Below are 26,447 nucleotides of genomic sequence, written 5' to 3' on the forward strand. Positions count from 1 at the left end.
TGTTTACAAAACAATTACATCATCATCATTTTCATTATTGCTCTCAAGCGATGTGTTAATGAAATGGGTGTAAGTCATCATATTTTAAAACCCGTTTGAGTACATCAAACGGGTTTTTTATTGCCTAACTTTTGTACTCTGACACAATACTAACAAAATTAAATTCAAAAAAATGAGTACATTAAAAATTGCAATTCAAAAATCAGGACGTTTAAACGAAGACAGTATCCAAATTCTAAAAGATTGCGGAATCTCTATTAACAATGGAATTGATCAATTAAAAGCAGAAGCTTCAAATTTCCCTTTAGAAGTTTTATACTTAAGAAACTCTGATATTCCTCAATACTTAATTGATGGTGTGGTAGATATTGCCATTGTAGGAGACAATTTATTGGTTGAAAAAGGGAAAGGGATTCAAGTGATTCAAAAGCTTGGTTTTTCTAAATGTAAAGTTTCAGTTGCTGTACCCAAAACATTCGAATACAATTCTATTCAAGATTTAGATGGATTGCGTATTGCGACTTCTTACCCAAATACGGTAATCGAATATTTCAATTCTTTTGGAGTAAATGTAGATATTCACCAAATTTCTGGTTCGGTTGAGATCGCTCCAAATATTGGTCTAGCCGATGCCATTGTTGATATTGTTTCAAGCGGAAGTACGTTGTTTAAAAACAATTTAAAGGAAGTTGAAATTATTTATAAAAGTGAAGCGGTATTGGCAGTTTCTCCAAAAGTAACTCCAGATGTTCAAAAATTAATTGACACCTTAAAATTTAGAATTGAATCCGTTTTAAGAGCGCGAAAATCAAAATATATTTTGATGAACGTGCCTAATGATAAAATTGAAGAAGTAGGTAAAATTCTTCCAGTATTGCGTAGTTTAACAGTTTTGCCATTGGCGCAAGAAGGATGGAGCAGTGTACACTCTGTAATTGATAAAGATACTTTCTGGCAAGTAATCGATCAATTGAAAGACGCTGGTGCCGAAGGAATTTTGATATGCCCAATTGAAAAAATGGTGCTGTAAATAATTATAAATTATTAAGTATGAATTATAAAGTTGAGTAAAACTTAAATAGTTGATACTTTGCAAACTTTGCGAAAAACCTTTGCGAACTTTGCGGTTAAAACACAATACGATGAATAAAATATACGACCCAAAACCCAATACCTGGTCAGCAATTCTAGAACGACCTACTAAGACTATCGACGACATCGAACTTACTGTAAAAGAAATTTTTAAGGAAGTTCAGAAAAAAGGAGATACCGCTGTGGCCAAATATACTTCGATTTTTGACGGAGTAAATTTTGAAAATCTAGAAGTATCTATACAAGAAATCGAAACTGCTGTTGCTACCGTTCCTAACGAATTGAAAGATGCGATTCAATTGGCTAAAAGCAATATTGAAAAATTCCATACAGCTCAAAAAACGGCAAAAGTAGAAGTAGAAACAGTAGAAGGAGTACAATGTTGGCAAGAGAAAAGACCGATTCAAAAGATTGGTTTGTATATACCAGGAGGAACTGCTCCCTTATTTTCAACTGTTTTGATGCTTGCCGTTCCTGCTCGAATTGCAGGTTGTAATGAAATTGTTTTATGTTCTCCTCCTGATAAAAAAGGAGTTATAAATCCAGCCATTTTATACGCAGCACAATTATGTGGTGTTACTAAAATTTTAAAAGTAGGTGGTATTCAGGCAATTGCAGGAATGACTTTTGGTACCCAAACGATCCCTAAAGTGTATAAAATTTTTGGACCTGGAAACCAATTCGTTACTGTTGCCAAGCAATTAGCAACTCAATTTGGTGTAGCAATTGACATGCCTGCTGGACCTTCTGAATTACTTGTTGTTGCCGATGATACTGCTATTCCATCTTTTGTAGCTTCTGATTTATTGTCTCAAGCAGAGCACGGTACAGACAGTCAGGTTATTTTGGTGTCAACTTCAAAAAAACTGATTGACGCCGTTGAAGCCGAAATTCAAATTCAACTAGAGCAATTACCTAGAAAAGCGATTGCCGAAAAAGCGATTGCCAACTCAAAGTTAATTTATGTAGAAAATGATAAAACTGCTTTAGAATTAATCAATGAATATGGACCGGAACATTTCATAGTTTGTACTGCAAACGATGATTTTTTTATCGACGGAATCGAAAATGCAGGTTCGGTTTTTATTGGGAATTATACCCCTGAAAGCGCTGGAGACTATGCTTCGGGTACTAATCATACCTTACCAACAAATGGTTATGCTAAAAATTATAGCGGAGTAAACCTAGATAGTTTTACTAAATCAATGACTTTTCAAAAAATCTCTGAAAAGGGAATTCAAAATATTGGTAACGCCATTGAAATTATGGCAGAAGCCGAAGGGCTGCAAGCGCATAAGAATGCGGTGACACTAAGGTTGAAGAGTTTAGAATAAGAGACAAGAAGCAAGAAACAAGATATTAGAGAAGGAGGCACAGTATAAAAGTCTTTTCTCTTGACTCTTGATTCTAATTTCTTTCCTCTAAAAACAAAAGAAAATGGAAAATTTCGATTTAAATAATTTAGTTCGTGAGAACGTCAAAACCATGAAGCCGTATTCATCGGCTCGTGATGAGTTTAAAGATTTTGATGTGGCTCAAATGATATTTTTGGATGCCAATGAAAATCCGTATCAAAATGGTGTAAACAGGTATCCCGATCCACAACAAAGCAGCGTGAAAGCAGTTTTAGCCAAACAAAGAAACCTAAAAATCGATCAAGTTTTATTAGGAAACGGAAGTGATGAAGTATTGGATTTGCTATTTAGAGCTTTTTGTGAGCCTAAAGAAGATAATGTAATTACTTTACCGCCTACATATGGAATGTATGGGGTTTTAGCCAATATTAATGCGGTAACCAATAAAGAAGTATTACTTTCTACTGATTTCCAACCAGAGATAGATTCCATTCTAGATACTGTAGATGCTAATACTAAAATAATCTTTTTATGTTCGCCAAACAACCCAACAGGAAACTCTTTTTCTGATGAAAGTATAGTGACATTACTTCAAAATTTTAATGGATTAGTAGTTATCGATGAAGCGTATATCGACTTTTCAAAAAAACAAAGTTGGTTGAATGAATTAGATGAATATCCAAATTTAATCATTACACAAACACTTTCAAAAGCCTATGGTTTGGCAGGAATTCGTTTAGGTATTTGTTATGCTTCAGCTGGAATAATTTCGGTTTTAAACAAAATAAAACCTCCGTATAATGTGAATGAATTAACGCAACAAAGAGCATTAGAAAGATTAGCTGATATAGAAAAAATTCAACTTGAAATAGACTCTATTATAATACAAAGAGATGATTTACTTAAAGTATTAAAAGAAGTTAAATTTGTTTCTAAAATATACCCAACCGAAGCTAATTTTGTGTTGATTAAAGTGGATGATGCGACTAAACGCTATAATGAATTAATCGCAAAAGGGATTGTTATTCGAAACAGAACTACCCAACCACTGTGTGAAAACACGTTGCGTTTAACCATTGGAACAGCAGAAGAAAATAAAAAATTAATGGAAGCACTATTAGCGATAAGCTAATTTTAAATAATCAAACTAAAAATAACAACATGTGTAAAAAACTAATCATTGTACTTTTAATGTCATTAAGTTTTAATATTGCGATGCGAGCTCAAGAAAGTAAGACCACGGAAACGGGTAAAATTTATTTTCTACGCTCTACTGGTTTTCAAGGGTCAGCAGTTGCTTTTAAAACTTTTATTGATGGAGAATTTGTTTGTAAACTAAATAATAAAAAATATTCTATACACGAAGTTCCTGTTGGTAAACATGAATGCTCCGTACAATTTGGAGGAAAAAAATCTAAAGAGAAAGCGGAGAAGTTTGAAGTCCAAGTTGAAGCAGGCAAAATTACCTATGTACAATTGGTATTTGAAACGGGATTATTTATTAATAACATTTATTGTGAAGAAGTAACCGAAAATACGGCAACGCAAAAAATGAAAATAATGGAAGAAGATACTAAGTGTCTTTAATTCCAAGGTTTTAAAAATAAAATAAATTGGATTGAAAGTGCGTGAGGGATAGTAGTGAAGCTCTTTTTTATCTTGTTTTTTCAAGATAAAAAAAGCGGGAACGAATAGCCCGACCCGCAGGGACACGCCAAAAACAATAAAACAAACACAACTAGCTAAAAGCTAACAGTTAAAAGCTTATATAAAAATGAAAAAAGTACTTTTTATCGATCGTGATGGAACGATTGTTTTAGAACCAGAAGGATACCAATTAGATAGTTTAGATAAATTAGAATTTTATCCAAAATCATTTCAATATTTGGCTAAAATTGCGAAAGAATTGGATTATGAGTTAGTGATGGTAACTAACCAAGATGGGTTAGGGACGGACAGTTTTCCGGAAGATACTTTTTGGCCTACACAAAATTTCATTTTGAGAGCTTTTGAAAACGAAGGTGTTTTATTTGACGATATTTTTGTAGATCGGTCTTTTCCAGAAGACAATGCACCAACACGCAAGCCAAGGACAGGAATGCTAACAAAGTATATTGATAATCCAGCCTATGATTTAGCAAATTCCTTCGTATTAGGAGATCGATTGACTGATGTAGAACTGGCTAAAAATCTAGGTGCAAAAGCGATTTTTATGAACACCAGCGAAGGGGCAGGAAGTGGTGAGATTGCTTCGAAACGTGAGGAGTTGGATGACATTATTACATTACAATCCACTGATTGGAAAGTAATTTATGAGTTTTTGAAACTCGAAGCGCGCTCCGCTACAATATCAAGAAAAACAAATGAAACGGATATTTACATTAATTTGAATCTGGATGGTACGGGGAAAAGCAAAATCGAAACTGGAATTGCCTTTTTTGATCATATGTTAGACCAAATTGCGCGTCACGGCCAAATGGACTTGGAAATTCTTGTAAAAGGAGATTTGGAAGTAGATGAGCACCATACCATTGAAGACACGGCAATTGCACTAGGCGAGGTTTTTGCGAAAGCATTAGGAAACAAGTTGGGTATTGAGCGTTACGGTTTTTGTTTACCAATGGACGACTGCTTAGCGCAAGTTGCTATTGACTTTGGAGGAAGAAACTGGTTGGTTTGGGAAACGGAATTTAAACGTGAAATGGTTGGGAAAATGCCAACAGAGATGTTCTTGCATTTCTTTAAATCTTTTTCAGATGGAGCTAAAGCAAATATCAACATCAAAGCCGAAGGACAAAACGAGCACCATAAAATTGAGGCTATTTTTAAGGCTTTCGCCAAAGCGATAAAAGTTGCCGTAAAACGCGACACCGAAAAAATGATTTTGCCATCGACAAAGGGGATGTTGTAAAAATTTGTTTAAAGTTTAAAGTTTCAGGTTCTATGTAGAACTTTAAACCTTAAACCTTAAACCTTAAACTTTAAACTTGAAACAAAAAAACAATGAAAATAGTAATCATAAATTACGGAGCAGGAAACATTCAAAGCATTATGTTTGCCATCGAAAGATTGGGATTTAAAGCGGTTTTGAGTAATAATCCTGAGGAAATTAAAGCTGCCGATAAAGTAATTTTTCCAGGTGTTGGTGAAGCAAGTTCAGCGATGAAAATGTTGTTAGCAAGTGGCTTAGAAACCTTAATTCCTACTTTGACTCAACCCGTATTGGGAATTTGTTTGGGAATGCAATTGATGTGTAATAAATCGGAGGAAGGAAATACAAAGGGATTAGGGATTTTTGATGTGGATGTATTAAAATTTTCTCCAAAAGTTAAAGTGCCACAAATGGGATGGAATACTATTTACAACCTGAAGTCCCCTTTATTTAATGAAATTGCAGAAAATGAATATATGTATTTAGTACACAGTTTTTATGCCCCTGACTGCGTTGAATCCATTGCAACAACTAATTATGAAGTTGAATATGCCTCGGCATTACAAAAAAACAATTTTTACGGTACTCAATTTCATCCTGAAAAAAGCGGTGATGTAGGAGAGCAAATTCTAGAGAATTTTCTAAAATTAAATGATTGAAAGATGTAATGATTAAGCAATTCTGGATGGAGTAGTTCTACGTTCAAAATTGCTAATCTTTAAATTATTCAATTTTAAATCTTTAAATTATAAAAAATGCGAATTATACCAGCTATAGATATCATCGAAGGAAAATGTGTTCGTTTATCAAAAGGCGATTACAATACTAAAATCATATACAATGAAAACCCGCTAGAGGTTGCAAAATCATTCGAAGCACATGGAATAGAATATTTACATTTGGTTGATTTAGATGGAGCCAAATCGAGTAAAATTGTCAACTATAAAATATTAGAACAAATTGCAACTCAAACTAGTTTGAAAATTGATTTTGGTGGTGGATTGAAATCGGATGCCGATTTAAAAATTGCTTTCGAAAGTGGTGCTAACCAGATTACAGGAGGAAGTATCGCTGTAAAAAATAGAGCTATTTTCGAAAAATGGATTGCAGAGTATGGTGCGGATAAAATCATTCTTGGAGCAGATGCCAATAACGAAAAAGTAGCAGTTTCTGGTTGGTTAGAAGATTCTAATGAAGATTTGGTTCCATTCATTCAGGACTATCAAAATAAAGGGATTCAGTACGTTATATGTACGGATATTGCAAAAGATGGCATGCTAGAAGGTCCGAGTTTTGATCTGTATGCAAAAATTTTAGCAGAAGCCAAAGGAATAAAATTGATTGCGTCTGGTGGAATTTCTACCTTTGATGAATTACCTAAATTAGCCGAATTGGGTTGCGAAGGAACTATTATTGGGAAAGCGATTTATGAAGGTCGAATTAGTTTGAAACAATTGGAGAACTACGTTATAAGTAGTAAGTCATAAGGATTAAGTTGTAAGTATGGGAGAAGATATAATCAAGGTAAAGAGTTTTTCATTTGCGATTAGAATGGTCAACCTCTACAAGACTTTAGTTTCTAGAAATGAATATGTCATGAGCAAACAAGTTTTGCGCTCTGGTACTTCAATAGGTGCAAACATTCGCGAAGCTAAAAATGCGGAAAGTAGAGCTGATTTCATTCATAAAATGGGAATTTCTCAAAAAGAGGCAGACGAAACTTTATACTGGTTAGAACTTTTACAAGCAACAAAATACCTTTCACAAGAAGAATTTGAGAGTTTACATAACGATGGCGTTGAAGTTTTAAAACTGATAAAAAGCATTATCATCTCTGCTAAAAATAATCAGAAGAAAACTTAATACTTCATCCTTATTAATTAATACTTACTATACATGTTAACAAAAAGAATAATACCTTGTCTCGATATTAAAAATGGAAGAACCGTAAAAGGCGTCAATTTCGTTGACTTACGCGATGCCGGTGATCCAGTGGAATTAGCCAAAATCTATTCAGATGAAGGTGCTGATGAATTGGTTTTTCTTGATATTTCTGCAACTGAAGAACGAAGAAAAACATTGGTTGATTTAGTTCGCAAAGTAGCTTCGACTATTAATATTCCGTTTACTGTTGGTGGGGGAATTTCATCTGTTGAAGATGTTGAAATATTATTGCAAAATGGTGCTGATAAAGTATCTATTAATTCATCTGCGGTAAAAAATCCGCAACTAATCAATGATTTAGCACAAAGATTTGGAAGTCAGTGTGTTGTTGTTGCCATTGATGCAAAACAAATTGACGGGCAATGGATTGTACATTTAGTAGGTGGAAAAGTGCCTACTGAATTGAATTTATTTGATTGGGCTACCGAAGTTGCCGAGAGAGGTGCAGGAGAAATACTGTTTACCTCAATGGATAATGATGGAACTAAAAATGGATTTGCTAATGTAGCTTTGTCTAAATTATCTACCTTGGTTAATATTCCTATTATTGCATCAGGAGGCGCAGGAAACATACAGCATTTTGTGGACAGTTTTATAGAAGGAAAAGCAGATGCAGCATTGGCAGCAAGCGTTTTTCATTTTAAAGAAATTGAAATCCGAACTTTGAAGCAAGAACTTCAAAAACACAACATCGAAGTAAGATTATAAAAGAAAGAGAAAAGACGTCAGATTTGATAATCTTTTAATTTTTCAATCAATAAATAAAATAACATGAACATAGATTTTTCAAAAAGTGCACACGGATTAATTCCAGCCATTATACAAGACAGTGAAACTAAAGCCGTTTTAATGTTGGGTTACATGAATGAGGAAGCGTATCAAAAAACAATTGAAACTCAAAAAGTAACTTTTTTCAGTCGTTCAAAGCAGAGACTTTGGACAAAAGGAGAAGAAAGTGGTAACTTTTTAAATTTGGTTGATATAAAAAATGACTGTGATGGTGATACTTTACTAGTTCAAGCAAAACCTGTGGGACCTACCTGTCATACTGGTGCAGATACCTGCTGGCAAACCGAAAACAAAGCGGATTATGGATTTATTTCAAATTTAGAAGAAACGATTAAAACACGTCGTGAAAATGCTGATTCAGAGAAAAGCTATGTAGCTTCATTGTTCAAATTAGGAATGAACAAAATTGCTCAAAAAGTAGGTGAGGAAGCAATAGAAGTTGTTATAGAGGCAAAAGATGATAATGATGATTTGTTCTTGAGTGAAAGTGCTGATTTACTTTTTCACTATTTAATACTACTGCAAGCCAAAGGATTTCAACTCAATGATGTTGTTGAAGTATTGAAAAGTCGTCAAAAATAGAGCAGTTTTTCTTATTAATTTAAATATAATAAAACCCAATAATGAAGCGATTCATTATTGGGTTTTCTTTTTTCTTTTTTTTGATTATGCAATCCACTATATTTACTTTTATTTAAAAGAAATACCACATTACATATTATGAATTTTGAAAATACAATAGAAACTGAAGACTTAAATCATACTATTATAAAAACTGGTTTACATATCATATTAACTACTGACGAAGATGATTCGCGACCAGTATATATTTCAGGTAATTTTAATAATTGGCTTACCCAAGACAAAGAGTTTTTGATGGAGAAAATAGGTAATGGATTATATCATTATAAGTTTACTCATGATTATAATTATCCTGAAAAACTTCTATATAAATTTACAAAAGGAGATTGGAGTGAAGTAGAAATTGACCTAAGCGGAAATCGTACAGAAAATAGAGAGACTAATAAACATACTGGAATTCAGAACGAACATGTAATTAGATGGAGGAAAAACTGGCTTCCATTTAAACAAAATTATTTACCGCAAGTTGTTTTAATATCGGATGAATTTGAAATTCCTCAGTTAAATAAAACGAGAAAAATATGGGCATTATTGCCACATGATTACGATAATTCAAGTGAAAGTTACCCCGTAATGTATTTGCAGGATGCTCAAAATTTATTTAATGAAGAGGCAGAATATGGCAATTGGGAAATAGATAAAAAGTTGGCTGTAATGTCCGAATATAAAATTGGGAAAATCATTATTATTGCTATTGAACACGCTGAAGAAGATCGTATTAAAGAATACAATGTAGGTAAAACCGTTTTAGGAAAAGGACAAGGAAAAAAATATATAAAATTTCTAATAGAAACTTTAAAACCATTTGTTGATACCAATTTTAGAACAAAAAAAGACCGCAAAAATACAGGAATAGGAGGAAGCTCTATGGGCGGACTAATTAGTATTTTTAGTGGATTAAGATATCCAGATGTATTTGGTCGCTTAATGATTTTCTCTCCTTCCTTATGGGTTAAACCAGACTTAAAAATTAAAGTTGATGATGAAAATAATTCAGATACAAAAATATACTTGTATGCTGGTGGAGATGAAAGTGAAACAATGGTTTCTCATGTAAAAAATTTCAAAGAGCGCATCATCGCTAGTGAATTTGTTAAGGATAAAATGAAAATTAATTTAAGTATTAATAAACAAGGGAAACATAACGAAATTTATTGGAGTGATGAATTTCCTAAAGCTATTGAGTGGCTATTTTTTAAAACAAAAGAAAATTAAATGAAAACAAAGAAAATTGCTAGTTTAGAAAATTTTGTAGGATCGGTGTTAATACCTGTCTTTGAAACCAATCCGAAAAATCTAATTCCAATCCAATTTGGTGATTTATCCATTTCATCTAAAGTTTTTTATGGTAAAAAAGATACGCATTATCTGGCAGAGAAAAACGATACTACTTTTATTTTTATTGGGCTAGGAAAATCAATTGATTATAAATCTTTAAAGACCACTTTTCGTAGAATTGCAGTTAAAGAAAAAGAATCTTTTTCTAAACAAGTTGCTTTAAATATTCCAGAAGAATTCAGCGACGAACAAGTAGAAGCAGTAGTATCTGGATTACTTTTAGGTACATATAACTTAGGACACTATAAAAAACAAGTAGATCATCCGTTTTTGGATACTAATTTTGAATTGGAAATTGTATCGACCAAGGATTTTTCAGATGTGATAAATAAAGCAATAAAAATCGCTAAAGCACAATTAGAAACATTAGCTCTAGTAGATCTACCTCCAAATAAAGTAACTCCAAAATATTTAGCTAGTTGGGCGCAAGATAAAGGGACTAAATATGGATTTGATATTAAAGTGCTGGGTCTAGAAGCTTCAAAAATTGAAGGTTTAGGTGCTTTTTTGGCTGTTGGAAAAGGAAGTCAAAATGAACCACAGTTTGTCATTATGAGCTACACTCCAAAGAAAAATGCAGAAAAGTTAAAACACGTTGGATTAGTAGGAAAGGGAATCACTTTTGATACAGGGGGATTAAATATTAAAACGGCAGGAATGGTCCATATGAAATGTGATATGGCAGGTGGAGCTGCTGTATTTGGCGCCATGCAGTTGATAGCCGATTTGCAATTACCAGTTCAAGTTACTGCAATTGTACCATGTGCTGAAAATTCAGTAGATAAGACTTCTTTTTTACCTAGTGATGTGATTCAAAGTTATAGCGGGAATTCAATTGAAATTATTGATACAGATGCTGAAGGCCGACTTATATTAGCAGATGGTTTATCCTATTTAATCAAAAATTACCAACCCGAGTATATTGTAGATGTTGCGACTCTTACCGGTAGTAGTGTGGGTACTTTAGGGTATGAATGTGGTGCTTTATTTACCAATAACGAAGTTGTTTCTAAAAAAATACAAGAAGCAGGAGATGCTGTAGGAGAGCGTTTATGGCCATTGCCACTTTGGGATGTGTATAAACAAGATATTGAAAGCGACATCGCTGACGTTAAAAATTATAGTGGAAAACCAGTAGCAGGTGCGATCAGTGCTGCCAAATTTTTGGAATTTTTTACTCAAGAACACCCAGCGTGGGCGCATCTCGATGTTGCTGGAGTTGCATTTGGGGATGATGAATTTGCAAAAAGTAAACATGCTACTGCTTATGGTGTTCATTTATTAACTAAATTCATTGAAAATTTATAAAGCTTATGGAAAATGCTAAAACCTTCATTTGTATTTCGAACTATTTCAAAGGAGCCGATTTTTTGACTCATTTAAAAAGTCTTGGAAATAAAGTATACCTAATTACCAGTGAAAAATTAAGAGATAAACCTTGGCCACATGAAGCTATAGAAGAAACTTTTTATATGCAGGGCCAAGATACCGATTGGAATTTAGAGCATTTATTATTAGGTGTTGGTAATTTAATGAAATCCAATAAAATAGATGCCATAGTTGCTTTGGATGATTATGATGTTGAGAAAGCAACATATCTTAGGGAAAACTTGCGTATTGATGGGATGGGTCAAACTACGGGACGCTATTTTAGAGACAAACTAGCTATGCGTATGAGAGCAAAAAGTTGTGGAATACCAAATCCCGCATTTTGTTCTTTATTCAATGATCATGATATCAATACATTTGTGGATACTGTTCCAGCTCCGTGGGTCTTAAAGCCACGTTCAGAAGCTTCAGCTTCAGGGATAATTAAAGTATATGACAAAGAAACTTTATGGATACATATCAACGAAATGGGTAATAATCGTTTCAAATATTTATTAGAACAATTTAAACCTGGAGATGTATACCATTGTGACAGTTTAATTTTAGATAAAAAAGTAATATTTAGCATAACATCTAAATATTTAGCTACACCCATGGAAATTTCACAAGGTGGAGGTGTATTTAGAAGTTCAAATATCCCGTATGGTTCTGATGATGATGTAGCAATTAAAGAAGTAAATGAACAAGTCATGAAAGGTTTTGGTTTAAAACATGGTGCTGCACATACTGAATTTATAAAATGCAATGAAGATGGTGAAATCTACTTTTTAGAAACGTCATCTAGAGTAGGAGGTGCCCATTTAGCAGAAATGGTTGCTGCAGCTTCTAATATTAATTTATGGAAAGAGTGGGCGGCAATTGAGGACGCTTTGGTAAAAGGAAAAAAATATAAATTACCAAAAGTAAAAAAAGAATATGCTGGTATCGTTTTGACTTTATCAAAATATCAGCACCCTGATTTATCTTCTTTTTCAGACCCCGAAGTTTGTTTTAAAGTTCCTTTAGAGTATCATGCCGGTTTAATTGTACAATCTGATAAAAATGAAAGAATATTGGAGTTACTAAATGACTATGTTGATCGCTTATTAGCTGATTTTTCAGTAGTCCTAAAACAAGAAAAAATAGTCAAACTTCATTAATTCTCAGTTTTTAAAAACTACAAAAAAAATATTTATATCCTCACAATTTCATGAAAAAGTATTTCGCATCCATTTTTTTATTTTTACTGTTTTTACAAAATAGTACGGCTCAAGGTCTTTTATCAAAGTCTGAATTACAATTTACTAGACAGGATACTTTACGAGGAAGTATTACAAAAGAGAGAGCGTGGTGGGATGTGAAAAAGTATCATTTAGATATTAAAGTTAATCCTTCAGATAGCACAATTACAGGGTCTAACACTATTACATATAAAGTATTAGAAGAGTATAATAAGATGCAGGTAGATTTACAAAATCCAATGGAAATCTATAAAGTAATTCAAGATGGCAAAACGCTAAAATATACCCAAGAAGGAAATGCCTTTTTTATTGATTTAGTTTCACCACAAATTATTGGTGCCACAAAAGAACTTATTGTTTTTTACGGAGGAAAACCAAAAGTTGCAGTAAATCCACCTTGGGATGGAGGAATCACTTGGAAAAAAGATTCTAACAATAATTTATTTATAGCTTCGTCTTGTCAAGGATTGGGAGCCAGTGTTTGGTGGCCCAATAAAGATCATATGTATGACGAAGTGGAAAATATGCTGATTAGCGTAAATGTGCCAGGAAATTTGATGGATGTTTCCAATGGTCGTTTGCTAAGCGTAAAAAAATTAAAAGATGGAACAAAAACGTACAATTGGTATGTTTCAAACCCTATTAATAATTATGGAGTCAACATAAACATTGGGGATTATGTTACTTTTTCTGAAAAATACAAAGGAGAAAAAGGAGATCTAGATTGCAGTTATTATGTACTGAGAGATAATTTGGCTAAAGCCAAAGAGCAATTCAAAGACGTTCCGCGCATGCTTAAAGCTTTTGAACATTGGTTTGGCCCTTATCCTTTTTATGAAGATAGTTATAAACTTGTTGAAGCGCCTTATTTAGGAATGGAACATCAAAGTTCCGTTACATATGGTAATGGTTTTAAAAATGGATATCGAGGTCGAGATTTAAGTGGAACTGGCTGGGGTCTAAAATTTGATTTTATAATTATTCATGAATCGGGACACGAATGGTTTGCTAATAATATAACATATCGAGATATTGCTGATATGTGGATCCATGAAAGCTTTACCAATTATGCAGAAAGTCTTTTTGTAGAATATTATTATGGAAAAGAAGCGGGAGCCGAGTATGTTAGAGGTACAAGAAAAGGAATTAAGAATGATAAGCCAATCATTGGAAATTACGATGTAAACAATGAAGGTTCTGGCGATATGTATCCTAAGGGAGGAAATATGTTACATACAATTCGCCAAATTGTAAATAATGATGAAAAATGGCGTTCTATCCTTAGAGGATTAAACAGTACTTTTTACCATCAAACAGTAACTACAAAACAAATTGAAGATTATTTGACAACAGCAGTTGGAATTGACTTATCAACCGTTTTTAATCAATACTTAAGAGATACTCATATTCCAACTTTAGAATATTATTTCAAAGAAAACAAATTGGGTTTTCGTTGGACAAATTGTGTAAAAGGATTTAATATGCCAGTAAAAGTTTTAATTGATGGAAAAGAAAAATGGTTAAAACCTAATACTGGATGGAGTACTGAAACTGCTGAATTCAAAATAAAAAAATTACAAATAGACAAGGATTTTTATGTAGCAGGATTTGATATTTCAGAATAAATTTTGCTAATTTTACCTCAGTTTTTTAAAATAATCAACTGTAAAATACTTTTCAAATCATGAAAAATTCAGCCATAAAATTGTTTTCTTTATTATTTGTTAGTCATTTTGCAATGGGTCAAACTAATGTTAAGAATCAAGATCTAGCAATTGCGAACACCAGTACTTTGGGTGATACAATAGCAATCGCTAAGTCAAGTGAAATGCTTAATGAGGATTTATATTGGACAATAGTTGAAAACTCAATAAAACAAACTACAAACCAAGAGGACCAAGAGCTTTTTTTAATTTCAGAAATTGAAAAGTTAAGCCCAAAAGAAATGATTGGTTTTCGTTTAAGAACTGACAAACTTCTTTTTGACACTTATAATGAAAATTTATGGTGTGCAGCATATATTATCAACGGTGGTTGTTCTGATGGTGGTTTTGAATATTTTAGATGTTGGTTAATTGCTAAGGGAAAAGATGCATTCTATAAAGTAAAAGATAATCCTGATGCCCTAATTAATTTAGTAACAAAAGGGCAGGAGAACTATGAGTTTGAAGGTTTTTGGTATGTGGCGATGAATGCTTTTAAAAACAAAACCGATAAAGAATTATTCTCTTATATAGATTACGATAGATTTGTTACAAATGATGAAAATTACCCTGTTTTGAAATTTTCATGGAATGTCGACGAACCTAATACTATGGGAGTAATTTGCCCTATTTTATTTAAAAATCTTTGGAAATAAAATAACAAACAATTATTTTTTCTTAAATTGAATAGGGTTTTTACCAACTACCTTTTTAAAAATTCGATTAAAATAAGATAAACTTTCAAATCCACATTCATAACAGGTCTCTGTCACATTTTTATCGCTTTTTAACAGCCTTTTAGCTTGCTCGATTCGATACTGATTAAGGAATTCTATAAAAGTTAATTGCGTCATTTTTTTAAAATAGCGACAAAAAGCAGCTTTAGATAAATTCGTTTTTTCGGCTATTTCTTCTAATGAAATGGGTCTTTGAAAGTTTTCTTCAATAAATTCGTAAACAATTTTCAATCGCAATTGCTCTTTGTTATTATACATGTTTTCAAAGGGAACATCATGTAAAAGTGTCATTTCAGTAGAATTTGCAAGTAATTGAAATAGACTCAGTACTTCTATAAATTGCTCGAAATGAGATAATAAATGTAACTTTTGGAGTCTTTTACCAACTGTTTCTTTGATTTTCCCATTAAAACAAATCACTCTTTTAGAATTCTCAAAGAATTGATAAATTGATGCTAACTCAGGAGTAACTGCCAAATCATTTTTGAAAAAATCTTCGTTTACTTGTAAAACTACTTTTTCATATTCTGTTTTTATTCCATAATCGAAATTCAAATGTGGAATATTAGATCCTATAAAGACCAAGTCACTTCCTTCAAAATTACCCACATGATTTCCTACACGTCTTGTTCCACTTGGGGCAACGATAAAAGTTAGTTCAAATTCAGGGTGAAAATGCCAATAATAGAAATCGTTCAATTTTGGATTTACTAATATTCGGAATGAGCTTCCTGCTAATCTTTTTATGTCTTCAAAAACTATTTTCATTTTTATTTAAAACTATTAATTGTTCAAAAATATACATAATAACGATTAAAAGTAGTAAATAAATCAATATTGTACAAATAGAAGAGAATTTTGTAGAAATTAATGGCATTCATTTTTTATAATTTTGAATTATTAATAATAACTAAATATTCAAATAATGGAAAATAAGGAAAAAACAATGACACCAAATATGGTGCCTACGATGGCAAATAATAATGCTCATAAAGACATTCCTGGAAATCCTTCAACGGCAAAATCGAGTACTTTAAAATTGAATGATCGTTCTGATGGGAAGCCCTTACGTTTATTAACAGAAGATGATTGGATATTTTGGAAAGTCAACGGATATATTGTGATAAAAAATGCTGTTCCAAAAGAGAATGCTAAAAAGATGGCTGACTTTTTATGGGAATTTGAAGAAAAAAATCAAAATGACCCCGAAACTTGGTACGCTCCACCAAGAGCCGAAATGCAAATGAAAGAACTTACTAATAGTGGTATGGTCGAAGTGTACAATCACCAATACCAGTGGGATAATAGACAAATGCAGAAAGTATATGACGCATTTGTTGATATCTGGGGAACTGAGAAATTATGGGTGACTATTGATAGAGCTAATCTCAATTTGCCAATCAGACCTGGTTTTGATTTTAAAGGATTTATTCATTGGGATTATGATCCTGACACCAAGCCACAAAACGTTCAAGGAGTTCTTGCCTTAGCTGATCAAACGGATGAAAATATGGGAGGTTTTCAATGTATTCCTGATTTATATCGCAATTATGATACCTGGAAATTAACACAACCCGAAGATCGTAACCGTTTTAAACCAGATGTAACAGGATTAGAAGATAAATTTGTAAAAGTAAAAATGGAAGCTGGGGATTTATTAATTTTCAATAGTACACAGCCACATGGGATACGGCCTAATATAACAAAGGATAAAGTGAGAATGGCACAATATATTTCTATGATGCCAGCAGAAGAAGATAATGAAGAGCTTAAACAATGGCGTATTAATTCTTGGAAAAATAGGGTGGCACCTGAAGGATATGCTTTTCCGGGAGATCCACGCAAATGGGAACAAACTAAATATGAAACTGCAGAGTTGACCGATTTAGGTAAAAAATTATTAGGACTTGATAAATGGGAATAAAAAAAGGGATACGAAAAGTATCCCTTTTTTGTGGCTTTATATTAAGTTGTTCTTTATATAATTATAACTAGCAGCTGCAGATTCTATTGGATTAGGAATGTAGTTACTTTCATGTTCCAAAAAGAAACGTTTCATTCCAGAAAGTTCCGATTGAGCAAAAATAGATTTAAAGTCAATAGTTCCAGTTCCTATCACAGCATTAAATTCATGATTGGCTTTATCCATATCTTTTACATGCCACATTTTAAAACGGCCTGGATGTTCTTTAAATAATTGCAATGGATCATGGCCTGCACGTACTACCCAATATAAATCCATTTCAAAATCAACTAATTTTTTATCAGTTTCATTTAGTAAAATTTCATAACCATTAGTTGCTCCGAATTTAGTAAATTCAAAATCATGATTGTGATATGCTAATTTTAAACCAGCGGCCTTGCAAATTTCGGCTGCTTTATTAACTTTTAAGGCTAATTTTTTATAATCATCCCCAGTTTTACCTCTTAAGTTCTCCACAACATAAGGAACAGTAATGTATTCACTACCTAATATATTAGCTGCTTCAGTGTAGGACTTAATTACATCTGTATTACCATTTTCTATATAACCATTAAAATCAAAATGATTACTCGTTGCTTTTAAATCATTGTCACAAAGCATTTTTTTGAAATCCTTAACTGATGTCCCAAAAAAACCTTTTGTGGGAGAAAAACCAAAAGTTTCCACTTCGTTAAATCCTATTTTTCCAACTTGAGCCAATACTTCTTTAACATCTTTTGGAAAAGTATCTCTCAATGTCCATAATTGAATTCCAATCGCTTTCTTTTTTGCAGCAAATGCAAAGGAAGGGGCAATGGCTAATGCACTTAGCGCCAAGCCACTATTTATTAAAAAATCTCTTCTTTTTATCATGAGTTTGTTTTTAGTTTATTAGATATCACAAATTAGAATCGCTTTTCTCAAAGATTCTAATTTGTTAGCATTTTTAGGTATAAATTCTTGACCAATGAATCCCTTATAACCAGTTGCTGCGATTGCTTTCATAATTGCAACATAATTTAGCTCCTGAGTCTCGTCAATTTCATGTCGGCCGGGAACACCAGCAGTGTGAAAATGAGCAATATATTGATGATTATCAGTAATATTTCTAATTACATCACCTTCATCAATTTGCATATGGTAGATGTCATAAAGTAATTTGAAGTTTTCTGTATTTAATCGTTTAGCCAATTCTACTCCCCATGATGTTCTGTCACATTGGTAATCATGATGGTCAATTTTACTATTTAAAAGCTCCATCACTAAGGTAACATTGTGTTTTTCGGCCAGCGGAATTAACTTTTGTAAACCAGTAACACAATTTTGCCAACCTTCTTCATCCGTTTTACCTCTTCGGCTTCCACTGAAACAAATTAGATTTTTATATCCTGCATCAGCAACTAACGGAATCATTTCAGTATAATTCTTAATAAGCGCTTCATGAAATTGCAAATCGTTAAAACCATCTACTAAATTGAGTTCAGCACCATTACACATTGTTGAAACTAGATTATGTTTTTTCAATATTGGCCAATCTTTAGGGCCCACTAAATCAATTCCGGTGATTCCCATTTTTTTTACTTCAGTACAAAGCGTTTCAATATCAAAATCATTAAAGCACCAACGGGCAACAGAATGATTTAATTTTCCTTTTAATATACCAGATGTCATATTACTTACTTCCTCTTTAGTATTGGCCATAGCAGAAAAGCCAGATGGAAATCCTAATACTGCAGTTCCAGCAAGGATTCCTTTTATTACAGATCTTCTATTTATTTGATTACTCATAAAAATTATATTTAGGCTGCTTCAACTTTATTTTTACTTTTTTCATTGAATAAAGCAGCAAAAAATAAAAATACACCAAAAGCAATTGCAGCAGGAATAATCCAAACCATTTGCCAGTTAATTGCACCATCAATCATTTTGTAATTATCTGTAATCCATCCTGCAACTGCAAAACCAATTAACATACCAACTCCATAAGTAGCAAGAGTTATTAAGCCTTGTGCAGCACTTTTATATTTTTCTCCCGCTTTTGAGTTGGTATAAATTTGTCCAGCCACAAAGAAGAAATCATAACAAATACCATGCAATGCAATCCCAATAATAAGCATAAAACTCAAGTTATCCCCATTACCATAAGCAAACAAAGCATAACGAATTGCCCAAGCAAGCATTCCTAACAAAATTGTTTTCTTGAATCCGAATCTTGTAAAAAACACTGGAAGCAAAAGCAATAATAAAGTCTCAGACACTTGACCTATAGCCATTTTCCCTGTTGGATTATCAATTCCTGCTGCAGTCAAAAAAGGATGCGCATTTTGATAATAAAACGCCAATGGAATACAGATAAGAATTGAAGAAATAAAGAATACAGCAAAGTTTTTATCTTTTAATAATTTTAAGGCGTCAAACCCTAATAAATCACCAATTTTAATTTTCTCAGTAGAAGCAACCTTTGGAGGTGTTTTTGGTAACACAAAACTAAAAATACCTAATACTAATGATACTATTCCTGCAAGTAAAAATGTATTTTTTAGCATTCCACTAGAAACCCCTTCTACAGAATCCCAATGAAACAAATAACTAATTGATAAACCTGCTAAGATCCATCCAATTGTTCCCCAAACTCTAATGTTTGAAAATTCTTTTTCAGGATCAGTCATTTGATTAAACGATACTGAATTTACTAGGGCCAATGTTGGCATAAATAGTATCATATATCCTAAAACAAAATAATAAAATACACTAACATCATCCGACATATACATTTGATACATTAAAAATGCACCCACAAGGTGAAGAATTCCTAATATTTTCTCAGCATTAAAATAGCGGTCAGCTATCAATCCGATAATAAACGGTGCTATGATTGCACCCCACGACTGTGTTGAAAAAACTGCAGCTGAATCAGCTCCAGAGGCTTTTAAATTACTTGCTAAAAAGGTTCCTAATGTTACGAACCACGCACCCCAGATAAAAAATTCTAGGAACATCATTATTGATAGTTTTATTCGTATTGTAGTATTCATTGATTATTGGTTAGTTTATATATTTTGTTTTTAGTTTCTTACTCTTTAAATCCATTCCGGATTATAATTCTTTTATTTCAATATTTTTGAACCAGACGTTTTCACCATGATCTTGCAAAGCAATTTTTCCAGTTTTAAATGTTCCAAAATCACTCCAAGCTTTAAATTTACTTCCAGCAACTAGTTTTTTCCAGTTGTCATCCCATAACATAGTTTTTACAACAGTCACTCCATTTAATATTAGAGTAAGTTTCCCTTTGTTGCAAATTACTTCAGCTGTATTCCATTCTCCAACAGCTTTTACAGGTTCAATATCATTTTTAATCAAATCATATAAGTTTCCAGCTCTATGCTTGTCAATTTTTCCATCAGGATGACCCTCGTTATCCAAAACCTGCATTTCTAAACCTGTTTCGTATGTATTCTTGTATTTTGCAGGATCTTCATGGATGAAAAATATAATTCCGCTATTTGATTTAGGAGCTACTTTCCAATCTAACTTTAAATGAAAATTAGAATATTCCTTATTCGTAACAAGATCTCCTCCTTGACCATTTTCAGCAGCTGAAGGATCAAAATGTAGAACCCCTTTATCCACTTTCCATGCAGCACCTGCGTTTGTTTTTCCATAAGAATGCCATCCATTTGTTGTTTTACCATCAAACAGGCGAGTGAATTTTTTTTGGGCTTGAGTATTTTGCATAATGAAGATTAAGCCTAGTGATAATACTATTTTCTTTATCATAATGGGATATTTACAAAGTTAGATTGTTCCAACCTTGACGGTATTCTCTTTTTACAAATTGATTCACATCATCAAAATTGGTGATTCTCATGGCATCATTATCCCAAAGTAATTTTACAGAACGTCCTGGATATTTAGTTTTTCCACCTACTTCTTTTTGCACATCATAGCCTCTTATGGCTAAATTTGCCATCAATAAGGCTTCTGTCAAAGGGCCTGCAATTTCAAAAGGAGAACTTAACTCTTTTTTTCCGTGACCCGCAATTGCTGCTTCAATCCATTGTTTATAATGCCCTTCTGAACCGTCAACAACTCTAGAGTATTTTTGAGCGATATTTAAATTTTCATTTTTGGTTAATGGAAGTAATCTCGGATTTCTACCATATGTATCGCACATCATTTTTCCTTTAGTCCCAACAAATAAAGTACCATTTCCACCATCTCCAAAAATCTCATTTGGTTCTAATTCTAATGGTCTTTCAGGTTGAATACCACCATCCATCCAATGCAGAGTAACGTCTCCATTGGTTTTATTGGTTTTAGGAAATGTTAATGTAACATGACTTGATGGAGGACAACTTTCAGGGAAATACCCTCTTTTAAACTCATCTACATATACTGATCCAACACTACATTGAACATCTTTGGCGTATTTTAAATTTAAAACACTAAATGGAGCTTCAATTAAATGACAACCCATATCACCCAAAGCACCCGTTCCATAATCCCACCATCCTCTCCAGTTGAAAGGAACCAGTTTATCTACATAATTTTTTTGAGGAGCAGTACCCAACCATAAATCCCAATCTAATTCTTTTGGAATCTCAGTTTTACTAGTAGGCCAGGGGATACCTTGAGGCCAAACAGGACGGTCAGTCCAAGCATAAACAGTATGGACGTCTCCAATCAAATCTGCGTCATACCACTCTTTCATTATACGAGTACCATCATTTGAAGCACCTTGATTTCCCATTTGAGTAACTACATTGTATTTCGCTGCAGCTTGAGTTAGAATTCTAGCTTCATAGATATCATGAGTTAACGGTTTTTGAACATAGACATGCTTTCCTAACTGCATTGCTGCAAGGGTTTGAATAGCATGGTTATGATCTGGTGTTGCTACTGAAACAGCATCAAAATTTTTGTGTTCTTTATCAAACATTTCTCTCCAGTCTTTATAATATTTGGCTTTTGGAAACGCATTAACCGTTTTTGCTGCCCTTCTATCATCAACATCACAAAGAAAAGAAATTGAAGCTTTACCACTTTTATCGAACATGGCAATATCTGACTGTCCTTTACCGCCTACACCAATACTCGCAATTAATAAGCGATCACTAGGAGCAACAAATCCTCTTCCTAAAACATGTCTAGGAACAATCATAAATGCCGCTGCGGCTAAAGCACTGGTTTTTATAAAATCACGTCGATTATTTATGATTTTACTTTCTTCAATTTTTTTAACTTTTTCTTTTTTCATGCTGATCGAAAGATTTTAATTATTGATTGAATAAATGAGAAATTTAAAGCCCTAATATTTTTCTGTTAAATTCTTGACTACTATTTACCGAAGCAAAATCATCAAAGGCCTTATCAGTAACCTTAATTATATTATTCTTTATAAACTCAGCACCTTCACGAGCACCATCTTCTTGATTTTTTATACAGCATTCCCATTCCATTACAGCCCAACCTTTAAAATCATATTGAGAAAGTTTGCTGAAAATAGTTTTAAAATCAACTTGACCATCTCCCGGAGAACGATAACGCCCTGCACGGTTGGCCCAACTTTGATATCCACCAAATGTTCCTTGCTTCCCAGTTGGATTAAATTCGGCATCTTTTACATGAAATGCTTTTATTCTTTCATGATAAAAATCAATGTATTGGATATAGTCTAATTGTTGAAGTACAAAATGAGAAGGATCATATAAAATACATGCTCTTGAATGGTTGTTGACCGCCTTCAAGAACATTTCGTAGGTTTCTCCATCAAATAAATCTTCACCAGGATGAATCTCATAACAAAGATCCACACCATTTTGATCAAATTCATTTAAAATAGGCAACCAACGTTTTGCTAATTCAGCAAATCCTTCTTCAACTAAACCTGCTGGTCTTTGCGGCCAAGGGTGAAAATATTGCCAAAGCAAAGAACCACTAAAAGTGGCATGAGCATTTAAACCTAAATTTTGAGATGCTTTTGCAGCATATTTTAATTGCTGCACTGCCCATTCTTGTCTTGCTTTTGGTTTTCCATGCACATTTGCTGGAGCAAATGCATCAAATAAATCATCATAAGCAGGGTGAACAGCAACAAGTTGCCCTTGTAAATGTGTAGATAATTCGGTTATTTCTAAACCGTAGGAAGCAATTTTTCCTTTTAATTCATCTGCATATATTTTGCTTTCGGCAGCTTTTTGTAGATCAATAAACCGAGTATCTAACGTAGGCATTTGGATGCCTTTAAAACCTAAATCTGCAGCCCATTTACAAATTCCGTCTAAAGAATTAAAAGGGGCTTCATCACTGATAAACTGTGCTAAAAATACTGCTGGACCTTGTATTGTTGTCATTTTTTATTCTTTTTGTCTACTTAGATTTTATAATATATAAGGCGACCATTTTTTATCTGAATTAGCAGATGCTACTACACTATCAATAAATGCCATTCCTCGCAATCCATCTTCAATAGAAGGAAAATCTAACATTTCTGGGGTAGGTTCTATACCGTCTAATTTGCAGCATAATGTTAAGGCAAAATTGCGATAGATATTTGCAAATGCTTCCAAATATCCTTCTGGATGTCCGCCTGGAGTTCGGCAGTTATGAGTCGCAAATGATGATAGATGACCATAATTAGAACCCGCTCTTAAAATTTGAGTAGGTTCATCAAGCCATTTTACAATCAAAGTATTGGGATCATGTTGCAACCATTCAATTCCGCCTTTTTCACCATAGACTCTAATTTTTAAAGCATTTTCTTCACCAGCAGCTACTTGAGAAGCCATTAAAACTCCTTTAGCTCCATTATCAAATTTCAACATTACAGCTCCGTCATCATCCATTACACGTCCTTCGACAAGTGTATTTAATTCAGCGCAGATGTCTGTAATCTTTGAACCAGTAATGTATTCAGCTAGATGTGCAGCATGAGTTCCAATGTCTCCCATTACAGAACTTTTTCCTGCTTTTTTTGGATCTGTTCGCCAAGCAGCTTGTGCATTTCCTTCTCTTTCAGATAATTTACTTAACCATCCTTGAGGGTATTCTACCCAAACTTTTCTGATTTTTCCTAGTTTACCTTCTTTAAGCATTGCTTTAGCTTGCTTTACCATTGGATACCCTGAGTAGGTATGTGTCAAGCATAGAATTAATCCCGTTTCTTCCAATTTTTGTTCCAATAGTTTTGCTTCTTCCAAAGAAAAAGTAATTGGTTTTTCGATTACAACATTAAAACCATAATCTAGTGCCATCATTGCAGGAGCAAAATGAGCAAAATTAGGAGTAACAATAGTAACAAAATCCATGCGCTCACCAACTGGTAAGTTGGCTTCCGCTTTGATCATTTCTTCATAAGAAGTATAGGTTCTGGATTCGGGAAGGAATAACGCTTTACCAGAAGCAATTGCTGTTTCGGGTGTTATGCTTAATGCTCCACAACTTAATTCAATAAGACCGTCCATATTGGCTGCTAAGCGGTGTATTGCGCCTATAAAAGCATCTTGGCCACCGCCGATCATACCCATTTTTAATTTTCTATTCATCATTTATAATCCTAAATGTTTCCTTTATTTAATTCTTTAACTGCATAATCACAAGCACGTGCTGTTAATGCCATGAATGTTAATGATGGATTTTGACATGCAATAGAAGGCATACAAGAACCATCTGTTACAAATACATTACTTACTTCATGCATTTGATTCCATTTGTTTAAAACGGATGTTTTAGGGTCATTACCCATTCTCGCAGTTCCCATTTCATGTATTGCCATTCCAGGGTAACAATCGTTATCATAAGTTTGAACATTTTTAATTCCTGAAGCTTCAAGCATTTCTGCAGCATCATTCATCATGTCAATTCTCATTTTTTTCTCGTTCTCTTTGTATTCACAATCAATAGCTAAAACAGGTTGGCCCCATTTGTCTTTTTTATCATGATTGATATATACTTTGTTTTCGTAGTAAGGTAACATTTCTCCAAAACCACCTAATCCCATATTCCATGTATTCGCAGGAAGACTTAATTTGTCTTTGAAATCACCACCAAATGATAATTCAGCAACCTCTTCATGCCAAGGGTTTCTACTAGCACCACCTTGATAACCAAAACCTCTTAAATAATCTCTTTTATCATTACCTACATTTTGATATCTAGGTACATAAACACCATTGGCTCTACGTCCATAAGTGTATTTATCCTCAAAACCTTCGGCAGTTCCTGAAGCTCCACAACGAAAATGGTGATCCATTAAGTTGTGACCTAATTGTCCACTAGCATTTCCTAAACCTTCTGGATGTGCTTCAGAAGTAGAATTTAATAAGATAAAAGTAGAACCTAATGTAGAACCGTTTACAAAAACAATTTTAGCATAAAACTCCATTGTCTCATTAGTTTCTGCATCAATAACCATTACTCCTTTTGCTTTTTTAGTGTCTTTATCATAAATAATATGATTTACAATAGAGTAAGGTCTAACCGTTAATCTGTTAGTAGCCATCGCTGCAGGTAGAGTAGAGGACTGTGTGCTAAAGTAAGCACCAAAAGGACATCCACGACTACATAAATTTCTATATTGACAGCTTCCACGTCCATTATGAGGAACAGTTAAATTAGCAGTACGTCCAATAGTTAAGATTCTAGTTCTATTGTAATGTTTTTCCATTCTTTCTTTAACAGACTTCTCCACACAATTTAAATCCATTGGAGGTAAAAAATGCCCATCAGGTAGTAAAGGCCAATTTTCATTTTGACCACTTATCCCTGCAAATTTCTCTGCATAATCGTACCATGGAGAAATATCTTTATAACGAATAGGCCAGTCATTACCATGACCGTCTTTCGCATTATCTTCAAAATTGTGATCACTAAAACGGTAGCTTTGACGTCCCCACATTAAAGATTTTCCACCAACGTGAAACCCTCTATACCAATCAAATCTTTTGTCTTCAGTATATGGGCATTCTAAATCATTAACCCACCATTTTTCATTCGCTTCCTGGTATGGATAATCTCTAATTTGTACTGGATGTGTTCTTTTTTCTTCTTCTGTATGTTTTCCCGCATGCTTAAACTCCCATGGGTTTTTCATTGCAGAATCGTAATCTTTGATGTGTTCGATGTTCATTCCGCGTTCTAACATCAAAACTCTTAATCCTTTTTCGGTTAGTTCTTTTGCAGCCCAACCACCGCTTATACCTGAACCTACAACAATTGCGTCATAAGTATTCTCTTCTTTTAAATTTGTATTTATATTCATTCCAGCGCTATTAAATTTGATTAATGTGAAGATTATTTTTTTAAAAAGTACTATTTTGTATCCTCCATATAATGGATACGA

25 protein-coding genes are annotated in these 26,447 nt (G+C 33.3%); 16 read left to right on the forward strand and 9 right to left on the reverse strand.

Features of this window, described 5'->3' with window-relative positions; translation table 11 throughout:
• Positions 1-172 precede the first annotated feature (172 nt).
• The 15 genes from hisG (at position 173) to AB3G33_RS12110 (ending at position 15,060) form a co-directional block, all read left to right on the forward strand.
• Entirely contained in the window at positions 173-1,030 is an 858-nt protein-coding gene (hisG, locus tag AB3G33_RS12040; protein ID WP_367753009.1) for an ATP phosphoribosyltransferase, read from the forward strand.
• Between the two features lie 112 nt (positions 1,031-1,142).
• Positions 1,143-2,426: a histidinol dehydrogenase gene (gene hisD, locus AB3G33_RS12045; protein WP_367769802.1), complete on the forward strand. Its 1,284-nt coding sequence runs from the start codon at positions 1,143-1,145 to the stop codon at positions 2,424-2,426.
• A 103-nt stretch (positions 2,427-2,529) separates the two neighbouring features.
• Entirely contained in the window at positions 2,530-3,579 is a 1,050-nt protein-coding gene (gene hisC, locus AB3G33_RS12050) for a histidinol-phosphate transaminase (protein ID WP_367769805.1), read from the forward strand.
• Between the two features lie 29 nt (positions 3,580-3,608).
• Entirely contained in the window at positions 3,609-4,034 is a 426-nt protein-coding gene (locus tag AB3G33_RS12055) for a DUF2846 domain-containing protein (protein ID WP_367769807.1), read from the forward strand.
• A 187-nt stretch (positions 4,035-4,221) separates the two neighbouring features.
• On the forward strand, positions 4,222-5,358 hold the full coding sequence (hisB, locus tag AB3G33_RS12060) for a bifunctional histidinol-phosphatase/imidazoleglycerol-phosphate dehydratase HisB (RefSeq protein ID WP_367769810.1): 1,137 nt from the start codon (positions 4,222-4,224) through the stop codon (positions 5,356-5,358).
• 92 nt (positions 5,359-5,450) lie between these two features.
• A complete protein-coding gene (hisH, locus tag AB3G33_RS12065) occupies positions 5,451-6,038 on the forward strand; it encodes an imidazole glycerol phosphate synthase subunit HisH (RefSeq protein ID WP_367769813.1) in 588 nt (195 codons plus the stop codon).
• Between the two features lie 96 nt (positions 6,039-6,134).
• Positions 6,135-6,866, forward strand: coding sequence for a 1-(5-phosphoribosyl)-5-[(5-phosphoribosylamino)methylideneamino]imidazole-4-carboxamide isomerase (hisA, locus tag AB3G33_RS12070; protein WP_367769816.1), 732 nt, complete (start codon positions 6,135-6,137; stop codon positions 6,864-6,866).
• Positions 6,867-6,930: 64 nt separating this feature from the next.
• Positions 6,931-7,242 carry a four helix bundle protein gene (locus tag AB3G33_RS12075; protein WP_367774141.1) on the forward strand — a complete coding sequence of 104 codons (312 nt, stop codon included), beginning with the start codon at positions 6,931-6,933 and terminating at the stop codon, positions 7,240-7,242.
• A 33-nt stretch (positions 7,243-7,275) separates the two neighbouring features.
• Positions 7,276-8,031, forward strand: a complete 756-nt coding sequence (gene hisF, locus AB3G33_RS12080) for an imidazole glycerol phosphate synthase subunit HisF (RefSeq protein ID WP_367769819.1) — start codon at positions 7,276-7,278, stop codon at positions 8,029-8,031.
• A gap of 63 nt (positions 8,032-8,094) precedes the next feature.
• A complete protein-coding gene (gene hisIE, locus AB3G33_RS12085) occupies positions 8,095-8,694 on the forward strand; it encodes a bifunctional phosphoribosyl-AMP cyclohydrolase/phosphoribosyl-ATP diphosphatase HisIE (RefSeq protein ID WP_367769822.1) in 600 nt (199 codons plus the stop codon).
• A gap of 138 nt (positions 8,695-8,832) precedes the next feature.
• A complete protein-coding gene (locus tag AB3G33_RS12090) occupies positions 8,833-9,969 on the forward strand; it encodes an alpha/beta hydrolase (protein WP_367769825.1) in 1,137 nt (378 codons plus the stop codon).
• On the forward strand, positions 9,970-11,400 hold the full coding sequence (locus tag AB3G33_RS12095) for a M17 family metallopeptidase (RefSeq protein WP_367769828.1): 1,431 nt from the start codon (positions 9,970-9,972) through the stop codon (positions 11,398-11,400).
• 5 nt (positions 11,401-11,405) lie between these two features.
• The gene (locus AB3G33_RS12100) at positions 11,406-12,620 is read left to right on the forward strand and encodes an acetyl-CoA carboxylase biotin carboxylase subunit family protein (RefSeq protein ID WP_367769831.1); all 1,215 of its coding nucleotides are present in this window, start codon (positions 11,406-11,408) and stop codon (positions 12,618-12,620) included.
• Between the two features lie 50 nt (positions 12,621-12,670).
• Positions 12,671-14,326, forward strand: a complete 1,656-nt coding sequence (locus AB3G33_RS12105; RefSeq protein WP_367769833.1) for a M1 family metallopeptidase — start codon at positions 12,671-12,673, stop codon at positions 14,324-14,326.
• Positions 14,327-14,385: 59 nt separating this feature from the next.
• Positions 14,386-15,060, forward strand: coding sequence for a DUF4240 domain-containing protein (locus tag AB3G33_RS12110; protein ID WP_367769836.1), 675 nt, complete (start codon positions 14,386-14,388; stop codon positions 15,058-15,060).
• A 12-nt stretch (positions 15,061-15,072) separates the two neighbouring features.
• Here the strand turns inward: AB3G33_RS12110 and AB3G33_RS12115 are convergent, their stop codons facing one another.
• Positions 15,073-15,909 carry an AraC family transcriptional regulator gene (locus AB3G33_RS12115; RefSeq protein WP_367769839.1) on the reverse strand — a complete coding sequence of 279 codons (837 nt, stop codon included), beginning with the start codon at positions 15,907-15,909 and terminating at the stop codon, positions 15,073-15,075.
• A gap of 157 nt (positions 15,910-16,066) precedes the next feature.
• Here AB3G33_RS12115 and AB3G33_RS12120 point away from each other — a divergent pair, with 157 nt between their 5' ends.
• On the forward strand, positions 16,067-17,065 hold the full coding sequence (locus tag AB3G33_RS12120) for a phytanoyl-CoA dioxygenase family protein (protein WP_367769842.1): 999 nt from the start codon (positions 16,067-16,069) through the stop codon (positions 17,063-17,065).
• A 36-nt stretch (positions 17,066-17,101) separates the two neighbouring features.
• Here the strand turns inward: AB3G33_RS12120 and AB3G33_RS12125 are convergent, their stop codons facing one another.
• From AB3G33_RS12125 to AB3G33_RS12160, 8 genes are all read right to left on the reverse strand, one after another.
• A complete protein-coding gene (locus tag AB3G33_RS12125; protein ID WP_367769845.1) occupies positions 17,102-17,977 on the reverse strand; it encodes a sugar phosphate isomerase/epimerase family protein in 876 nt (291 codons plus the stop codon).
• A gap of 18 nt (positions 17,978-17,995) precedes the next feature.
• Positions 17,996-18,892: a hydroxypyruvate isomerase family protein gene (locus AB3G33_RS12130; RefSeq protein ID WP_367769848.1), complete on the reverse strand. Its 897-nt coding sequence runs from the start codon at positions 18,890-18,892 to the stop codon at positions 17,996-17,998.
• Between the two features lie 11 nt (positions 18,893-18,903).
• On the reverse strand, positions 18,904-20,139 hold the full coding sequence (locus AB3G33_RS12135; protein ID WP_367769850.1) for an MFS transporter: 1,236 nt from the start codon (positions 20,137-20,139) through the stop codon (positions 18,904-18,906).
• A gap of 61 nt (positions 20,140-20,200) precedes the next feature.
• Complete coding sequence (locus tag AB3G33_RS12140; protein WP_367769852.1) at positions 20,201-20,884, reverse strand: DUF1080 domain-containing protein; 684 nt, start codon at positions 20,882-20,884, stop codon at positions 20,201-20,203.
• A 10-nt stretch (positions 20,885-20,894) separates the two neighbouring features.
• Positions 20,895-22,364 (reverse strand): Gfo/Idh/MocA family protein, encoded by a 1,470-nt coding sequence (locus AB3G33_RS12145; protein WP_367769855.1) that lies wholly within the window; start codon positions 22,362-22,364, stop codon positions 20,895-20,897.
• Positions 22,365-22,407: 43 nt separating this feature from the next.
• Positions 22,408-23,460, reverse strand: a complete 1,053-nt coding sequence (locus tag AB3G33_RS12150) for a sugar phosphate isomerase/epimerase family protein (RefSeq protein WP_367769858.1) — start codon at positions 23,458-23,460, stop codon at positions 22,408-22,410.
• 27 nt (positions 23,461-23,487) lie between these two features.
• Positions 23,488-24,654 carry a Gfo/Idh/MocA family protein gene (locus tag AB3G33_RS12155; protein WP_367769861.1) on the reverse strand — a complete coding sequence of 389 codons (1,167 nt, stop codon included), beginning with the start codon at positions 24,652-24,654 and terminating at the stop codon, positions 23,488-23,490.
• Between the two features lie 8 nt (positions 24,655-24,662).
• Complete coding sequence (locus AB3G33_RS12160) at positions 24,663-26,366, reverse strand: GMC oxidoreductase (protein WP_367753053.1); 1,704 nt, start codon at positions 26,364-26,366, stop codon at positions 24,663-24,665.
• Positions 26,367-26,447 lie beyond the last annotated feature (81 nt).

The organism is Flavobacterium sp. WC2421 (assembly GCF_040822115.1).
Taxonomy (GTDB): Bacteria; Bacteroidota; Bacteroidia; order Flavobacteriales; family Flavobacteriaceae; genus Flavobacterium.

Bases quoted from the DNA above. Each gene is read 5' to 3' on its own strand.
- hisG (WP_367753009.1), top strand. From the start codon at position 173: ATGAGTACATTAAAAATTGCAATTCAAAAATCAGGACGTTTAAACGAA.
- hisD (WP_367769802.1), top strand. From the start codon at position 1,143: ATGAATAAAATATACGACCCAAAACCCAATACCTGGTCAGCAATTCTA.
- hisC (WP_367769805.1), top strand. From the start codon at position 2,530: ATGGAAAATTTCGATTTAAATAATTTAGTTCGTGAGAACGTCAAAACC.
- AB3G33_RS12055 (WP_367769807.1), top strand. From the start codon at position 3,609: ATGTGTAAAAAACTAATCATTGTACTTTTAATGTCATTAAGTTTTAAT.
- hisB (WP_367769810.1), top strand. From the start codon at position 4,222: ATGAAAAAAGTACTTTTTATCGATCGTGATGGAACGATTGTTTTAGAA.
- hisH (WP_367769813.1), top strand. From the start codon at position 5,451: ATGAAAATAGTAATCATAAATTACGGAGCAGGAAACATTCAAAGCATT.
- hisA (WP_367769816.1), top strand. From the start codon at position 6,135: ATGCGAATTATACCAGCTATAGATATCATCGAAGGAAAATGTGTTCGT.
- AB3G33_RS12075 (WP_367774141.1), top strand. From the start codon at position 6,931: ATGGTCAACCTCTACAAGACTTTAGTTTCTAGAAATGAATATGTCATG.
- hisF (WP_367769819.1), top strand. From the start codon at position 7,276: ATGTTAACAAAAAGAATAATACCTTGTCTCGATATTAAAAATGGAAGA.
- hisIE (WP_367769822.1), top strand. From the start codon at position 8,095: ATGAACATAGATTTTTCAAAAAGTGCACACGGATTAATTCCAGCCATT.
- AB3G33_RS12090 (WP_367769825.1), top strand. From the start codon at position 8,833: ATGAATTTTGAAAATACAATAGAAACTGAAGACTTAAATCATACTATT.
- AB3G33_RS12095 (WP_367769828.1), top strand. From the start codon at position 9,970: ATGAAAACAAAGAAAATTGCTAGTTTAGAAAATTTTGTAGGATCGGTG.
- AB3G33_RS12100 (WP_367769831.1), top strand. From the start codon at position 11,406: ATGGAAAATGCTAAAACCTTCATTTGTATTTCGAACTATTTCAAAGGA.
- AB3G33_RS12105 (WP_367769833.1), top strand. From the start codon at position 12,671: ATGAAAAAGTATTTCGCATCCATTTTTTTATTTTTACTGTTTTTACAA.
- AB3G33_RS12110 (WP_367769836.1), top strand. From the start codon at position 14,386: ATGAAAAATTCAGCCATAAAATTGTTTTCTTTATTATTTGTTAGTCAT.
- AB3G33_RS12115 (WP_367769839.1), bottom strand. From the start codon at position 15,909: ATGAAAATAGTTTTTGAAGACATAAAAAGATTAGCAGGAAGCTCATTC.
- AB3G33_RS12120 (WP_367769842.1), top strand. From the start codon at position 16,067: ATGGAAAATAAGGAAAAAACAATGACACCAAATATGGTGCCTACGATG.
- AB3G33_RS12125 (WP_367769845.1), bottom strand. From the start codon at position 17,977: ATGATAAAAAGAAGAGATTTTTTAATAAATAGTGGCTTGGCGCTAAGT.
- AB3G33_RS12130 (WP_367769848.1), bottom strand. From the start codon at position 18,892: ATGAGTAATCAAATAAATAGAAGATCTGTAATAAAAGGAATCCTTGCT.
- AB3G33_RS12135 (WP_367769850.1), bottom strand. From the start codon at position 20,139: ATGAATACTACAATACGAATAAAACTATCAATAATGATGTTCCTAGAA.
- AB3G33_RS12140 (WP_367769852.1), bottom strand. From the start codon at position 20,884: ATGATAAAGAAAATAGTATTATCACTAGGCTTAATCTTCATTATGCAA.
- AB3G33_RS12145 (WP_367769855.1), bottom strand. From the start codon at position 22,364: ATGAAAAAAGAAAAAGTTAAAAAAATTGAAGAAAGTAAAATCATAAAT.
- AB3G33_RS12150 (WP_367769858.1), bottom strand. From the start codon at position 23,460: ATGACAACAATACAAGGTCCAGCAGTATTTTTAGCACAGTTTATCAGT.
- AB3G33_RS12155 (WP_367769861.1), bottom strand. From the start codon at position 24,654: ATGATGAATAGAAAATTAAAAATGGGTATGATCGGCGGTGGCCAAGAT.
- AB3G33_RS12160 (WP_367753053.1), bottom strand. From the start codon at position 26,366: ATGAATATAAATACAAATTTAAAAGAAGAGAATACTTATGACGCAATT.